This is a genomic window from Nonlabens sp. (assembly GCF_965660805.1).
Lineage (GTDB): Bacteria > Bacteroidota > Bacteroidia > Flavobacteriales > Flavobacteriaceae > Nonlabens.
Genome location: NZ_CBFIBE010000018.1, coordinates 1 through 15988, shown reverse-complemented (window position 1 = coordinate 15988; position 15988 = coordinate 1). Strand labels below are relative to the sequence as shown.

The window sequence follows — 15988 nt, the reverse complement described above, 5'->3', positions numbered from 1 at the left end:
CTTATTTAACAGCACTTTCATGCGGTTTAAACTAGAGATTACAAAACCCGTTCCAAAACTCATTTTCTTTTACTTTTTAGATTTATCCTTCAGGAGCTTCTTCAATGACGGTCTCTACGTGTTTTTCTACTGGAATCGCGTCCTGTTCTTGATATAGACTGTCCACTTCTTCTAGATATTCATACTGCTCATTTTCATAATAGTCATGGTCCTCGTGAGATTCATTATAAGTCTTATTGTTTTTTACTTCTTCTATGACTTCATCCATGTTTTCAAAAATCAAGCTGCCAAAAATGATGAGAAGAATTAAGAAAGCAAAGCAAACTATACCCGATAAAATCACATTTATAATACTAAGCACACGACCTATGCTTACATTCTTATAAGAACTACGGCTATAATTTTCAGGATTTTTTCTATAGGTAGAAATACTCCTGTTTGCCATAACTAGTCCTATGATTCCTATAATGAGTGTTACTATGGCTATAAGACCATAACACCAGCATAGCATCATGAATAGTACAATGCCTATGATACCTAAAGTAAGTACGGTAGAGGCGTTAGGTAACATCTCTTTATAGTAATCGTGCCTGCGGTCGTTTTGAAACTGTGGCTGGTTGTCAGGATTGTTATAGAAAGTTTCTTCCACTGTGGTGTTATTAACTATATAAAGGTTTGTGTAAAAAAGCTACTCTTCTATGACTTCTTCTATTTCTAACTCTAAAGAATCTGTTTCCAGATTCATACTGTCTATTTCTTCTTCATATTCGTACCAGTTATCTTCAGTATCGTCATAGATATTTTCGTCTTCATAGTACTCATCATTATCGGGATTGAAAATGTCATCAAAATCGTTATAATAATAGGTGGAATCAGAGAAGAAACTAAAGAAGCTTAAAATGACAAATAATAAACTTACGATTCCTACCACTAGGTTGAATATTTTTGAGCTATTTACTCTTTTAAGACTACTAGGATCATACTGTTGTGGGTTTTGCTCAAATTTTGAAATACTATTTTGAGCAAGTACAAACCCTATGATACTTAATACAAGTGCTGGGTAATATCCTAAAAAACAACAGCATAGTACACATAATACAGTCGCGATAATTGCGAGCACGAGAGCACTTGGGTCTGCTGGTAATTTAGAACGATAAGGTTCATTATTCCAGTTTTGTGATTCTGGGTTTTGTTGCGGCCTGCTAGTGCTATCGTATTCTGATTGATTTGAATAGCTGTTATCTTCCCAGGATCTATTTTGGTTAGACGTATTGTCGTTTGAATTATTTTCCAATGGAGTTTGTGGTTTCTATAGTTTTATTTTACAAATATAGTAGGTTATTCTAACCAGCTTTTATGGTAATCTTCGTCTGCTATTTCTAGTGCAGCTTTTGTGACTTTTAAAGGTTTAAAAGTGTCTACCATCACGGCGAGTTCTTCTGTTTCTGTTTTTCCTATACTACGCTCTGCAGCACCTGGATGTGGTCCATGAGGAATCCCAGCAGGATGTAAACTTATATGTCCAGCATCTATATCATTACGGCTCATAAAATCACCATCTACATAGTAAAGGACTTCATCGCTGTCTATATTACTATGATTATAAGGTGCTGGAATACTGTCTGGATGGTAGTCATAGAGTCTAGGCACAAAACTACATACTACAAAAGCATCGGTCTCAAAAGTTTGATGTACTGGTGGCGGCTGGTGTATGCGTCCTGTGATGGGTTCAAAATCATGAATGGATAGTGCATAAGGGAAATTGTAACCATCATATCCTACTACATCAAATGGATGTGAGGCATAAACCATGTCAAAAATTTCATCCTGTTTTTTTACTTTTATTAAAAAGTCACCTAACTCGTCATGTGTTTCTAAGGTCTCAGGTCTTCTTAAATCACGTTCACAAAAAGGAGAATGTTCTAATAACTGACCGAACCAGTTGCGATAGCGTTTAGGAGTGTAGATAGGTCTTCTGGATTCTGTTATGAAAAGCCGGTTGTCCTCATCATTAAATCTTAACTGGTAAATAATACCTCGTGGAATTAATAAATAGTCTCCATATTTAAAATCTAGATTTCCTAAATGGGTACGTAATGTTCCAGATCCTTTATGAATAAATAGCAACTCATCAGCATCTGCGTTTTTATAGAAGTAATCCTTCATGGAGTGCTGTGGTGCTGCCAGTATGGTGTTAACATCACTATTAGTAAGAACCACGGTGCGGCTTTCTAGATAGTCAGCCTTTGGTTTTACTTGAAAACCTCTAAACCGGTATGACTTGATATGGTTTTCTAGTGCGATTTCTGGTTTTACAGAGTATTGTCCTTTTATTTCTTTAACCATAGTAGGTCTGTGAACATGGTAAGAGTTTGTGGACATGCCGTCAAAACCTATGGTGCCAAAGAGCTGCTCTGAATACAGTTCACCATCAGGTTTTCTAAAAATAGTGTGTCTTTTAGGTGGGATTTTCCCTAGTTTGTGATAAAAAGGCATAGACTTTTATTTTGTGTCTAGCAATTTCGGAAAATTCTTGAGATGATTCCATAGAATGAGGTAATTATTTCTGTACAGTTGTTTAAAATACGCTTTCGCGAAAGCGTACTAAAACTGAAATCCTAGGTTTACATAGAATTCTCCTTGTTTTTGCTGTGGGCTAAAACTGTACTTTAACTCTATAGGTCCTAAAAATGTCTCGAGTCCATAACCTAAAGCATAGCCTGTAAAGCCTTCTGTGCTATACCAGTCTGATTTTTCAAATAGATAGTCTTCTATTTTAACAGAATTCATACTCAAAATAATGTGGTTCTTTTTGAAGATTTTATAGTCTAATTCAATCAGGCTACTCATTACGGTATTACCACTTAAGCTAATAAAGTCATATCCATAAAAAGGTAAGATATTATTAATGCGTCGCGCCCCATAACCGCCTAAGAAAAAGTCAAAAGAGCTATTACCAGGATCTCCTATGGGTAGCCCTAGTAATACATTACCGCGCAAACTCCATTTACCAAAACGGTGCGCATGTCCTATAGAGACCTGAGCCATCGAGAATTCTTGAAAATTATCACTGCCAGCACCATATAAATAAAGGTGTAAATCACCATTTATTTTCCATCCACTGGATGGGAAAAAGAGGTTATCATAAGTATCATAGAGAATGCTTGAGTAAAGACTCGTGTAGTTGCTGTTTTCAAAAATAGTGCGCTGCTCATTCTCTAAACCAGTATTCAGCGTTTCTGTAAAGAGTCTTAAGGATTTATACTCAGCGCCTACAGTAAAGTTAAAGCCGTTTCCTATTTTAGTTTGTAAATACAGCTGTTGTGTCCAGTCGTTATAATCTAATTCTATGGAATTTACATTTGTATTTATACCGGCAACCTGTTCTGCAAACCGCCCAGGTATTTGTTTTTCAAATTGAATAAATTCACTATGAAGTCCTATGGACCAGTATTTCCCTTTATCTATGTAGTAATTAAAATTATACCTCACATTATCACCTAGAATCACGTCTGCAGACACTACATCGTTACTAAAGAGGACATTTTTTCTAGTAAGGTTTACCAGTGCAGCACTGCGCAGTAATTCATCATAATGAGCACCTAATCTCAAGTAATTACGCACTTTACTTTCTATAACCTCTATTTCAAGTACAGGACCATTTGCAGAGTTAATGATTTCATAGTTGATTTTTGAGAAGTTGCTAGTGGCTTGTAGATTATTAATACCGTTTCTTATGTCAGTATAAGCTACCTTTCCTGGAGTTTTTATTTTAAACCTTCCATTAATAAAAGCTCGAGAATAATTCTTATTCCCTTTTATGTAAACTTGTGCTACATAAATACTATCTGACGTAATGGCTGATAATGGTGGTTTTTTATAATTTTTTATTGCCACTTTTTTAAGTTGATCTATTTTTTTGAGCGCGGCTATTTCTCCTTCATCTATAATTTTTCTACCAGAATCAAAAGAAATTACGGTGTATTTCTCGATATCGGGATGGATGTAAACGTCTGTTAAAGGCGCTTTATCTTTCATAGCCGTTATAGTGCGGTAGTTATTTATTTGAGTAAGAATGTCAAAGGCTCCATCGAGGTTTTCTCTTTTTTTTAAACCATCTTGAACATCTACTCCTATAATAACCTCCATACCTAGAGCACGTAGCTTTTCAACTGGATAATTATCTGTAACGCCGCCATCTATAAAAAGTCTGTTCTCTATTTCTACTGGAGCAAATATTGATGGCAAGGCTCCACTGGCATTTACAGCACGTGGTAAATAACCGCTATCCAGTATCACATCTTCTCCGGTTTCTACGTCTGTAGCAATACAGAAAAAGGGAATGGGTAACTTGCTGAAATCATCGATATCCTTAACGTGAGATAGTAGTCTAGATAGTAAGTTGTAAATGTTTTGTCCTTTACTTAGAGAGCTAGGAACCTGTACTTTAAAGTCTTTAAAAGGTAACGTTACCGCATAGCGTTCATTATCTTTACGTTCAAAATAGGTTTTAGATTTTCGTGGGATATCATCACTTATAATCTCATCAAAGTTGATGGTTTCAAAAATAGAATCTAGCTGCTTTCCTGTGTAACCAGAGGCATATAAAGAACCTACAATTGCGCCCATACTGGTTCCTGCTACATAATCTACCTTAATTCCTAGAGAATCGATCACTTTTAAGGTTCCTATATGAGCAAGTCCTTTGGCACCACCACCAGATAGTACTAGCCCTATTTTTTGTTCTGTAACAGGTTCACTTTTTTGTGCAGTAGAGTAGAACGCTTGCGCATTAATTAGTATAAAAATGATCCATATAATACTACTCTTCTTCATTACTGTAAAAGTCTATAATTTTTTGTGCTCGTGAAACACCTATGATCTCTATAATCTCTTTTTTTGATGCCGCTTTAATTCTTTTAATAGATCTAAAATGTCTCAATAATTCTACTGCTGTTTTTTCTCCTATTCCTGGAATATTATCCAGTTCTGTTTCTATAGCTTGCTTACTGCGTTTGTTACGGTGATGGGTTATCCCAAAACGGTGCGCCTCATTCCTCATTTGCTGGATCACTTTTAAGGTTTCAGAACGTTTATCGAGGTATAAGGGTACAGGATCATTAGGGTAAAAAAGCTCTTCCAGTCGTTTTGCAATTCCTATAATCGTAATCTTTCCTCTCAGTCCTAGTCGGTCCAGTGCTTTTAAACCGCTAGACAGTTGACCTTTTCCTCCATCCACAACTACGAGTTGAGGTAAAGGTTGATCTTCTTCTACCAGCCTGCGGTACCTTCTATAAACCACTTCTTCCATACTCGCAAAATCATCAGGACCTTCTACAGTCTTGATATTAAAATTACGATAATCTTTTTTACTTGGTTTTCCATTCTTAAAAACCACACATGCTGCTACTGGATTAGTTCCCTGAATATTTGAGTTATCAAAACATTCTATATGAATAGGTTCTTTATCAAGTCTTAAATCTGCCTTCATTTGAGCCATTAATCGTTTGACATGACGGTCTGGATCCACAATTTTTATGGTTTTAAACTGCTCCTGGCGGTAGAATTTTGCATTGCGCAAAGAAAGGTCTACGATCTTTTTCTTATCGCCCAGTTGTGGTATAGTTACTTTAATTTCATTACCTAGATCTACTTGGAACGGTACATAAATTTCTTTACACTGCGAGTTAAATCGCTGCCGCAATTCTATAATCGCTATCTCGAGTAATTCTTGATCTGTTTCTTCGAGTTTCTTTTTGATTTCTAGGGTATGTGAGCGCACAATCGCACCATGAGATAGTTGTAGATAATTTACATAAGCATGTGTCTCGTCACTGATTAAGGTAAAGACATCTACATCAGTAATTTTAGAATTTACTACGGTGGATTTAGATTGATATTTTTCTAAAATTTCTAGTTTCTCTTTAATGCGTTGCGCGTCTTCAAACTCCATGTTTGCAGCATGTTCCATCATTTGGGATTCAAAATGCTTAGCGGCATTTTTATAATCTCCTTTAACGATGTTGCGCACGTTATCTATATTACGGGCATAAGCCGTTTCACTCATTAAATTATCACAAGGACCTGCACAATTACCTATGTGGTACTCCAGGCATACTTTATATTTGCCGGCATTAATCTTATGTGCGCTGAGATCATATTTACAGGTACGCAACGGATATAATCCTTTAATTAAATCCAGTAAAGTGCGCACCGTTTTTATACTAGAAAAAGGACCGTAATATTCGCTGCCGTCTTTAATCATTCTACGTGTTAAAAACACCCTTGGGAACCGCTCTTTTTTAATACACAGCCATGGATATGTCTTATCATCCCGTAACATAATATTATATCGCGGATTCCTATTCTTAATAAGTGAGTTCTCCAGTAGCAGCGCATCCATCTCTGTTTCTACGACGATGTGTTCAATAGTCACAATCTTCTTAACCATAGAAGTAATGCGGTAGCTGTCATGGTTTTTTGTAAAATAAGAAGAAACTCGTTTTTTCAAGTTCTTTGCCTTACCTACATAGAGTAATTTATGGTCTTTATCATAGTATTGATAAACACCAGGTGTAGAAGGTAGTATTCTTATTTGAACCTCAAGAGGAGATAATTCCATAGCGATGTAAAGTTAGGAATTTTCTAGTCCACGCTTTTGCGAAAGCGTATTAAAATCAATCTAATTTCTTATCATTTCTATAACGGTTCTAAAGTCTGAATTACTTTAATTTTGAAAATAAAAAAATGGCTAGTTTTAAAGAAATTATTGCAACAGATACCCCAGTACTTATAGACTTTTTTGCTACCTGGTGTGGACCATGTCAAACTATGATGCCAGTGCTGGAAAAACTAAAAGACGAGCTAGGTGATCGTGTGAAAATATTAAAGATAGACGTAGATAAAAACCAAGCGCTTGCCACACAAATGAATGTGCGCGGCGTTCCTGCTTTTATGATTTATAAAAATGGGAAACAAATCTGGAAAGGTAGTGGAGTACAGCCGCTGCATGTCTTGAAGGAACAAGTTGTTAAAGCATAATTGTAATTTAATCCTGTCCGACTAAGATAAAAGACCGCTGTCACTGATAGACTAAAGACTTTATTAAGGAGTTTGAATTTTAGTGCTTTATCAGTTTTATAGTATCGATAAAACATTAATCGGACACTAATGATTGTAATTAAAGTCTGGTAATACTGACTAATTAAGTATGCATTATTTTGTGTTATTTTTTCTTATATCCTTTACTACCATGGCTCAAAGTACCATTTCTACTCAACCGCTTAATGTTCTAGGAACTGCGCTAGAATCTTGCTGTAATGATCCTATGACGGGTTACTGGCGCGATGGTTACTGCCGCACAGCTAGTGAAGATCGTGGTACACATGTGGTTTGTGCAGTAATGACTCAGGAATTTCTAGATTATACAAAGTCACGAGGAAATGATCTTTCTACACCTAATCCTGCATACCGTTTTCCTGGACTACAACCTGGCGATAAATGGTGTTTATGTATTTTAAGATGGCTCGAGGCTGAGAAAGCTGGAGTGGCACCACTTATAAATCTTTCATCCACAGATAGTGCTGCACTTAAGTACACCACACTAGAGCTTTTAAAGAAGTATCAAGTAAAATAAGGTTACTTTTTCCAGTCGTCACTTTTGAGTTTTTTAGCAGCAATAATCACATCCATCCTTGAGATTTGACCTATTAATTTCCCATTATCGGTAACAGGAAAACGTCTGTGACCTGTTTTTAAAAACTGTGTAGCTGCGCATCGCAATATTGAAAACTAGAATACATTTACCTTGTAACTTTAAAGTCATATACCATGGCAAATAAACCAGCAAAGGCTCCGGAAAACTTCGATAAGCCTTCTTCAAAGCCAGCAGCGGCAACGCCTAAGGCTAAGAAACAAGCTCCTAAGAAGTAATTGTTTCTTACAGTGCCCTACGGTGACACTCCACATTAAAACAACTATTAAAAACAAGGCCGTTTTCTTAAAAGAAACGGTTTTTTTATGTGCTTAATTTTTAGGATACTGCAATTCTTTTTGCTGGATCAAATAATTAAATGCAGGACTTCCTTGAGCATCATATATAGTCAGTTTTAAAGATCTACTTCCATAAGGCCCAGTAACCTCTATGATACCAAAGTTATGCTCATAAAACGTTAAACCTTTTACTTGTAAAGTGTTACCTTCATCTCTCGCTTGATGAGTTCCTGCGGTTAATGGTGAACACGTGATATCTATTAAAGGGTAAGCATCTTTGCGTTCTAATCTAGATATTTCAGTATGATGTCTATCACCGCTTATAAATAGAACGCGCTCTATACGTTCTTCATGTAATCGATTTAAAAGGCGTTCCCTTTCACCTGGATAGGTAGCATAATTTTCATACACTGCAGCATCGCTTATGATCTGGCCACCAGTAACGACCACTTTAAAAGAAGCCTTACTAGCTGTTAATGCGTCGATCAACCAGTCTAGCTGTTCTTTACCGAAATAGTCCTTATCCTTATCTATACCTTTATTAGGTGCTCGATGGTAGCGATTATCAAGAAAGAAAAACTCAACATCGTTAAAAGGGAAATGTTGAGTCACACCGCCATTACCAGCAGCGTTAGTGTTTAAATTACCCCAGTAGTTATTAAAAGCGTTTTCAGTAATTTTTTTATGTATATAACTGCGGTCAGAATCATTAGGTCCATAATCATGATCATCCCATGTGGCATAATGGTGCACACTACCTAGCAGTGCCTGTAATTCTGGTAAGGAACGTGTGTTTTTATGTCGGTATCTAATACCTGTCTCTGTTAAAAAATCTGGTGTTCTTAAATAAATGTTATCACCAGACCATAACATCAGGTCAGGATCTTTAGATAGAATACTGTTGAAAATTTCATAATGTCCACCATATGGAGATGGTCTATCGTCTTTTTGATCATTAATAAAGGTGCAAGAACCTATGGCTATTTTAAAATCGGGTGGATTGGTACGGTATTGCCATAAAGTCTGTGTCTGGAATTCTAATTTATAATCTTTAGGAACGTATATATCATTAATGTAAACTTTATAAGTGTAAGTTGCGCCATAAATAACCTCTCGCGGATATAGTTTTGCGATAAAGTCTTCGCTGGCTTGAGTAGTTACCGTTTCAGTAAATCGCATGTCTTCATCACCAGTAAAGTATCCTATTTTTACCTGTGCAGGAGCTTTAGTTTGTACCCATATAAGCGCTTCTCTAAAACCAGAGTAGCCCACCATAGGTCCAGCCTGTAGTAAAGATTCTTGTGCGATGGAAAGACTTGAGATAAAAAGTAAAAGAAGAAGTATCTTTTTCATAGTGGATTTTTAATTTTTTAAAGATCTAAAAAAATTACATAGTCTGTATAAACTTATAGTTAATTATGGACTAGATGTTGTAAAATGTACGCTTTCGCGAAAGCGCAATTAAAAACAATTCATTTAACAATTACTTAAAGTTACATTCTCATAAATTACATGCATATTTGCCCGCTTAATATATTAAAATTGTGTCTAAAAAGAAACTCACAATAGGCCGCACTGATCGTGCCGATTTCCCAAAGCTGGAGATCGAAGGGCTTGATATTAAAATAGATACAGGTGCTTATACTTCTAGTATTCACTGTAAAGATATCCAAGAAGATAATGGTGTTCTTCTTGCCACCTTACTCGATGAGGCCCATGAACAGTATCATGGGAAACAAATGCGATTTGAGGAATATGAAATTACCAGTGTGCGCAGTAGTAATGGGAAGTCTGAGTTGCGTTATGAAGTGCAAGCAAATATTAGGCTATTTAATAAGCTGTGGAAAATCTCTTTAACACTTAGTAATCGTGAAGAAATGCGATATCCTGTTCTTATAGGACGCAAGTTTTTATCATCTAAATTTATTGTTGATCCTGAATTACAGGATGTTTCTTATCTTCAAGGCCTACATGAAAATTAATATACTATCACGCGGTAAAACGCTATACAGCACAAAAAGAATGGTGGAAGAGGCGCAAGCCGCTGGTCATCAAGTAAAAGTAATCGATCCCTTAAAATGTGATATCAAACTAGAAAAGCAAAAGCCTACGGTTTATTACAAAGGAGAACGATTAGAAAAGCCTGATGCCATTATACCACGCATAGGAGCTTCTATAACCTTTTATGGCACTGCGATTGTACGCCAGTTTGAGGCTATGAATTCTTTTACTACGGTAAGTTCTCAAGCGCTAGTGCGCAGTAGAGATAAATTACAGAGTTTACAACGACTTTCTAGCGCTGGTGTAGGTATGCCTAAAACCGTTTTTACAAACTTTGGTAAGCATACAGATTCCATTATTCAAATGGTAGATGGTCCTCCGGTGGTTATTAAAGTGCTGGAAGGAACTCAGGGAATAGGAGTAAACCTTGCCGAAGATTTTGAAAGTGCACAAACTATTCTGGAGGCTTATAATACCATGGAGTCTCGTGTGATTGTGCAAGAGTTTATTAAAGAAGCTGGTGGAGCAGATTTAAGAGTCTTTGTAGTAGGTGATAAAGTGGTAGGAGCCATGAAGCGACAGGCTATGGAAGGAGAGTTTAGATCTAACTTACATCGTGGTGGAACGGCTCAAAAGATTAAACTATCCAGAGAAGAAGAGTTAACAGCTATAGCTGCTGCTAAGTCGCTAGGGCTAGGAGTTTGTGGAGTAGATTTGTTACAAAGTGCACGAGGTCCTTTAGTGCTAGAAGTAAATTCTTCTCCTGGACTAGAAGGAATAGAAGGAGCTACTCAATATAACGTAGCTCGGGAAATTATTAAATTTATAGAGGAAAGCGTTTAATGTCCTTGAAGTCCATAAATATTTTAGACACTGAGATCAAGCCTGGTCATAGTTATAAGCTCAATTTTAATATTGCAAAGCTTTATACATCTACGACCATAGAGGTTCCTGTGATTATAAGACGAGCAAAAAAAGCTGGTCCTGTAGTTTTACTCACTGGTGGTTTGCATGGTGATGAAATTAACGGTATTGAAGTCGTGCGTCAAATGATAGCCAAAGGCTATAATAAACCACTTACTGGTACCATTATTTGTATGCCTGTTCTTAATATTTTTGGATTCCTTAACATGAAACGCGAGTTTCCTGATGGGCGTGATTTGAACAGGAGTTTTCCTGGTTATAAATCGGGTTCACTTGCTGGTAGGTTTGCTTATCAGTTTGTGCATGAGATTTTACCACATGTAGAAATTATCATGGACTTTCACACTGGTGGTGCACAGCGTTTTAATGCGCCACAAATGAGAGTAGATCCTAACTTTGAAAAATCTCTAGAGTTAGCCAAAGTTTTTAAAGCTCCTTTCTTAATACACAGCGGTAAATTAAAGGGAACTTTAAGAAATACCTGTATGGAATTAGGTAAGGCTTATTTATTATATGAAGGAGGCAAATCTTTTGAAAGTGATAAAGAGATTGTAAAAGTAGGTGTGCAAGGTGCAAAACGAGTGTTACATCATTTAGGAATGTTAGAAGATTCTTTTGAGACTTCTCCAGAGGTGCCTGATAGTATTGTTGTTAAGCAAACTAAATGGTTAAGAGCCTCTTACTCTGGACTCTTTCATCCTAAAGTACCTTATGGGAAATATGTAGATAAAGGAGAATATATCGCTACTATTACTGATCCTTATGGATCTTTTAGACACAAGGTGAAATCTAATCAAACGGGATACATCATTAATGTAAACCAAAGCCCTATGGTTTATCAAGGTGATGCGATTTTCCATATCACTTCTCAAGATGTTAAAAAACGAACTAAGAAATAAATTCAAGAAGTTGCGTTCTCAACTATCTCCTAAACAAGTAGAAGATTACAGTTTAGACATAGCAAATCAATTGCTATCATTAGATATTTGGGATCATAATATGTATCACCTGTTTTTATCTATAGAACAACAAAAAGAGGTTCAAACAGATTTTATCTTACACATCCTTCAAGGAAAGGATAAAAATGTTATAGTATCTAGAAGTAACTTTGAAGACTATAGCATGAAACATTATTTGCTTACTGATAATACCGTTCTTAAAACTAATAAATGGGGAATACCTGAGCCTAGTGATAATGGTATATTAATTTCAGAAGATCTACTGGATGTGGTTTTTATTCCATTGCTAGCTGGTGATACTAATGGAAATAGAATAGGATACGGAAAAGGCTTTTACGACCGGTTTTTAAAAAAATGTAGACCTAACACTTTAAAAATAGGTTTGTCATTTTATCATCCACTTACCACCACTATCACACCACATAAAGATGATGTTCCACTGAACATAATGGTCTGTCCTGATCAGGTTTTCTTTTTTGATAGTGCTGTTGATACCAATAATAACAATTAATATCAGATTCAATTTATTTGAACGACATTATAAACACAAATAGGTATTAGATTTTTGGTCCTTTAAAAGCAAATCGGTGTTACACGTATTAAAGTGTGGTATTCCATCGGTTTTTTTGAAAAGGTATAAAGGTTTGAATATTAGTTTGTTAAAGTTAAAAAATGGCGTATCTGGAACAACTAAGTATCAACACTAAAACTGTAAAGATGCTATTCAGATACTTTTGATTGAGTATCAGGAAACGCCTTTTTACTAAATAAGATTAGTAAAGCAACACCTACAGTAATTGCAGAGTCAGCTATATTAAAAATGGCATTGAAAAAAGAAAAAGTTTTTCCACCTACCCATGGCATCCATTCTGGCCAGGTCCCGTCAAATAGTGGAAAATAAAGCATGTCCACTACATGGCCATATCCTAGAGCAGCATAACCACCAGTTTCTGGAAAGGCTGTTGCTACAGAGCCGTGGTAGCTTCCTGAAAAAATCACACCGTAGAAAATGGAATCGATTATATTTCCCAAAGCTCCAGCAAAAATAAGGGCTATAGATATGATTAATATTTTATGGCCATTCTTTTTAATACTGTTCCAAAGCCAATACCCGATACCAAAAACTGCAAAAATTCTAAAAACGACTAGGATTAATTTGCCATATTCACCTGGGATCTCTGCGCCCCATGCCGCTCCAGCATTCTCATAAAACATGAGCTTGAACTTATTGAGGTCATAAATAGGGTTATTAGAATCTGTAGTAAGAGTGTAATTGAGCTTTATATAGATCTTACTAATTTGATCTATGAATAGCACTATGAGTATAATTAGAATAGCTTTTGATAACTTCATTAGTTGCTTTTGTGTTGAGACAAAAATACTACTTAATCCTTAATAGTAATAGAACCGTGTATGGTTTCTATCTTATGTGAGTTACTCTTCATATTCTTCAGTTGGGCAGGTTTAATCGTTCCGTTCTTAGAGTTTATTTGTACCGTTGTTTCTGGATTAATAATATTGACATCTGCATAAACCGTTATGATATGAAATGGAGATCTAACAGTACTCAGCTCGCAATCTCCAGATTCTATATTGATAAACAGGTTTTTATAATTACCGGTTACTTTTAAAAAACAAGATCTCGCTGTAAGTTGAACATCTAGACCTTCAGGAAGATAGAGCTTAGCTTGATCATCTATAATTTTATGAGCACTTAGCTTATCTTGAGGGAATTTAAAGCTAGCATGAAATGGATCGCTTATCTGTAGCGTGTCATTTATAATACTTGAATTTAAGGTTAAGGCGTTTTTGTATTCTCCACCTTGACTATCGGTAATTCTTATGGATTGTGAATCTGTAGTAACTATTTCAAGTTCTATGGTAGATTCTAAGTTGATATTTACAGTCGTAATCTTAGAGTTTTCAAAGATAATATCGCTGGAATTGCGTTGAGAATACGCTTTCGCAAAAGCGAATATCACCATAATAATTGCCATAAAAAAACTCCTGTTCATTATGGAATACTGTCGTAATGTAGCCATAATAAAAAGGAGTTTTATAAAGAAATGCCGCCTTAGTTTAAGACTGCATATTTTTTGCTTCTATGCTCAATGTTGCGTGAGGAACTAATTCCAGGCGTGCTTTTTTAATTTTTTTACCAGTGACACGGCATATTCCATAAGTCTTGTTTTCAATACGTATTTGAGCATTTTTCAAATCTCTTATGAATTTTTCTTGTCTTATAGCCAGCTGTGAACTGGTCTCCTTACTCATTACTTCACTACCTTCATCAAATGCTTTAAATTGTGGAGCGGTATCATCTGTTCCATTATTTGCATCATTCATGTAAGCACTTTTAATAAGTTCCAGCTGCTTGGTTGCTTCGTCTAGCTTTTCTTGTACTATATTCTTAAAATAAGCGAGGTCAGCATCGCTATATCTTTCTTTTTCTGAGGTGTTACTCATGTTCTATAATTTTTTAATCTGTATACTGGTTACAATATCGTCAAATTCAACAATCGTACCATTATCTACAGTTTGTGTTACTGTTAAATCATCGGCCAGCGTTTCATCTTTAATGTATTGCTCATTTGATGCAACGGCTTCGTCAATCTCCTCATGCGATTGTATCGTAATATGGATACGATCTGTTACCTCGAGTCCTGAGTCTTTTCTTATGTTTTGAATACGATTTACAAGCTCTCTTGAAATCCCTTCCTTTTTAAGCTCAGGTGATATCGTTACATCGAGTGCAACGGTTATTCCAGATTGATTTGCTACCAGCCATCCTTCTATGTCTGATGATGTTATTTCCACATCTTCAGCGGTTAAGATAATATCAGAACCGTTAATGTTTATGTTAATTTCACCATTTTTTTCTAACAATGCGATGTCGTCCTGTTGAAAACTTTTAATCTTACCAGCGATTTGCCCCATATCCTTACCGAATCTAGGTCCCAAAACTTTAAAATTAGGCTTGATTCCTTTTACTAGAATACCACTCGCATCATCTATAATTTCAATCTCTTTTACGTTTACTTCACTTTTAACTAGGTCAGCAATCGCTTCGATCTGTGCTTTATCTCCAGCATCGAGTACTGGGATCATTATGCGCTGTAACGGTTGGCGTACTTTTATGCTTTCTTTTTTACGTAAGGATAGCGTAAGGCTCGATATAACCTGAGCTTTATGCATTTTCTCTTCTAGCGCGCTGTCTATTATAGTTTCATCTGCCGTAGGGAATAAAGCTAGGTGAACACTTTCGCTGGCATCACTTTCACATACACTGGTTAAGTCTCGGTACAATTGATCCATAAAGAATGGAGCGATAGGCGCACCTAATTGAGCGACTGTTTTTAAACAAGTATATAAGGTTTGATAAGCGGCTATTTTATCATGCTCATAAGTTCCTTTCCAGAAACGTCTTCTACATAATCGCACGTACCAGTTACTTAAATTTTCAGTCACAAAAGTGGTGATGGCACGAGCTGCTTTAGTAGGTTCATAATCTTCATAAAAAGCAGTGGTGTCTTTTATCAGAGTATTCAATTCTGATAAAATCCAGCGGTCTATTTCTGGGCGATCGGTTAATGGTATTTCGCTTTCGCGAAAGCAGAATCCATCAACATTTGCATACAAACTAAAGAACGAGTACGTATTGTACAAGGTGCCAAAAAATTTGCGCTGTACTTCCTGAATTCCATCGGTATCAAATCGTAGGTTGTCCCAAGGATTTGCGTTACTCACCATATACCAGCGCGTAGCATCTGCACCGTATTTTCCTAAGGTGTCAAATGGATCAACGGCGTTTCCTAGACGTTTGGACATTTTTTGTCCGTTTTTGTCCAGTACCAGTCCATTAGAAACCACATTTTTATACGCCACATCATCACTGATCATGGTTGCGATCGCATGCAATGTATAGAACCATCCACGAGTTTGGTCTACACCTTCGGCAATGAAATCTGCTTTACGCAATTGATTTTCTACTAGTTCTTTATTTTCAAAAGGGTAGTGCCATTGTGAATACGGCATCGATCCACTGTCAAACCATACATCAATTAAATCTGCTTCGCGTGTTAGTTTTTCGCCATTCTTTCCGACTAGGAAAA

Annotated in this window: 17 protein-coding genes; 6 read left to right on the top strand and 11 right to left on the bottom strand. The window is 36.2% G+C overall.

Translation table 11 applies throughout. The features are described 5' to 3' along the window. Positions 1-82: 82 nt before the first annotated feature. From ACTF48_RS06230 to uvrC, 5 genes are all read right to left on the bottom strand, one after another. Entirely contained in the window at positions 83-649 is a 567-nt protein-coding gene (locus ACTF48_RS06230; RefSeq protein WP_438962286.1) for a CCC motif membrane protein, read from the bottom strand. 39 nt (positions 650-688) lie between these two features. Further along, entirely contained in the window at positions 689-1294 is a 606-nt protein-coding gene (locus tag ACTF48_RS06225) for a hypothetical protein (RefSeq protein WP_438962285.1), read from the bottom strand. 44 nt (positions 1295-1338) lie between these two features. Then, on the bottom strand, positions 1339-2496 hold the full coding sequence (locus ACTF48_RS06220) for a homogentisate 1,2-dioxygenase (protein WP_438962284.1): 1158 nt from the start codon (positions 2494-2496) through the stop codon (positions 1339-1341). Between the two features lie 108 nt (positions 2497-2604). After that, positions 2605-4836, bottom strand: a complete 2232-nt coding sequence (locus ACTF48_RS06215; RefSeq protein WP_438962283.1) for a patatin-like phospholipase family protein — start codon at positions 4834-4836, stop codon at positions 2605-2607. After that, positions 4823-6622 carry an excinuclease ABC subunit UvrC gene (uvrC, locus tag ACTF48_RS06210; RefSeq protein WP_438962282.1) on the bottom strand — a complete coding sequence of 600 codons (1800 nt, stop codon included), beginning with the start codon at positions 6620-6622 and terminating at the stop codon, positions 4823-4825. The genes ACTF48_RS06215 and uvrC overlap by 14 nt, the downstream gene beginning before the upstream one ends. A 125-nt stretch (positions 6623-6747) precedes the next feature. Between uvrC and trxA the strand changes: the two genes are divergently transcribed. Next, complete coding sequence (trxA, locus tag ACTF48_RS06205; protein WP_438962281.1) at positions 6748-7041, top strand: thioredoxin; 294 nt, start codon at positions 6748-6750, stop codon at positions 7039-7041. A gap of 211 nt (positions 7042-7252) precedes the next feature. Continuing rightward, positions 7253-7636 carry a DUF2237 family protein gene (locus ACTF48_RS06200; protein WP_438962280.1) on the top strand — a complete coding sequence of 128 codons (384 nt, stop codon included), beginning with the start codon at positions 7253-7255 and terminating at the stop codon, positions 7634-7636. Between the two features lie 2 nt (positions 7637-7638). Here the strand turns inward: ACTF48_RS06200 and ACTF48_RS06195 are convergent, their stop codons facing one another. Both ACTF48_RS06195 and ACTF48_RS06190 read right to left on the bottom strand, forming a co-directional pair. Beyond that, positions 7639-7782: a CBS domain-containing protein gene (locus tag ACTF48_RS06195; RefSeq protein ID WP_438962279.1), complete on the bottom strand. Its 144-nt coding sequence runs from the start codon at positions 7780-7782 to the stop codon at positions 7639-7641. A gap of 243 nt (positions 7783-8025) precedes the next feature. Next, positions 8026-9345 (bottom strand): alkaline phosphatase D family protein, encoded by a 1320-nt coding sequence (locus ACTF48_RS06190; RefSeq protein WP_438962278.1) that lies wholly within the window; start codon positions 9343-9345, stop codon positions 8026-8028. Positions 9346-9536: 191 nt separating this feature from the next. On the opposite strand from ACTF48_RS06190, the gene ACTF48_RS06185 reads away from it, so the two are divergent. The 4 genes from ACTF48_RS06185 to ACTF48_RS06170 are packed head-to-tail and all read left to right on the top strand — an operon-like array spanning position 9537 to position 12387. Further along, a complete protein-coding gene (locus ACTF48_RS06185; protein WP_438962277.1) occupies positions 9537-9974 on the top strand; it encodes an ATP-dependent zinc protease family protein in 438 nt (145 codons plus the stop codon). Then, entirely contained in the window at positions 9964-10836 is an 873-nt protein-coding gene (gene rimK, locus ACTF48_RS06180) for a 30S ribosomal protein S6--L-glutamate ligase (protein WP_438962276.1), read from the top strand. The genes ACTF48_RS06185 and rimK overlap by 11 nt, the downstream gene beginning before the upstream one ends. Continuing rightward, positions 10836-11816, top strand: coding sequence for a succinylglutamate desuccinylase/aspartoacylase family protein (locus ACTF48_RS06175; protein ID WP_438962275.1), 981 nt, complete (start codon positions 10836-10838; stop codon positions 11814-11816). Before rimK ends, ACTF48_RS06175 begins: the two co-directional genes overlap by 1 nt. Beyond that, positions 11791-12387, top strand: a complete 597-nt coding sequence (locus tag ACTF48_RS06170; protein ID WP_438962274.1) for a 5-formyltetrahydrofolate cyclo-ligase — start codon at positions 11791-11793, stop codon at positions 12385-12387. The genes ACTF48_RS06175 and ACTF48_RS06170 overlap by 26 nt, the downstream gene beginning before the upstream one ends. 209 nt (positions 12388-12596) lie before the next feature. Here ACTF48_RS06170 and ACTF48_RS06165 read toward each other — a convergent pair whose 3' ends face one another. From ACTF48_RS06165 to ACTF48_RS06150, 4 genes are all read right to left on the bottom strand, one after another. Then, positions 12597-13229: a lipoprotein signal peptidase gene (locus tag ACTF48_RS06165; RefSeq protein WP_438962273.1), complete on the bottom strand. Its 633-nt coding sequence runs from the start codon at positions 13227-13229 to the stop codon at positions 12597-12599. A gap of 32 nt (positions 13230-13261) precedes the next feature. Then, positions 13262-13918, bottom strand: coding sequence for a hypothetical protein (locus ACTF48_RS06160; RefSeq protein ID WP_438962272.1), 657 nt, complete (start codon positions 13916-13918; stop codon positions 13262-13264). Between the two features lie 37 nt (positions 13919-13955). Next, positions 13956-14342, bottom strand: a complete 387-nt coding sequence (locus ACTF48_RS06155; protein ID WP_438962271.1) for a TraR/DksA family transcriptional regulator — start codon at positions 14340-14342, stop codon at positions 13956-13958. Positions 14343-14345: 3 nt separating this feature from the next. Then, positions 14346-15988 (bottom strand): DUF5915 domain-containing protein (locus ACTF48_RS06150; protein ID WP_438962270.1); only part of this gene is annotated, 1643 nt, incomplete at its 5' end.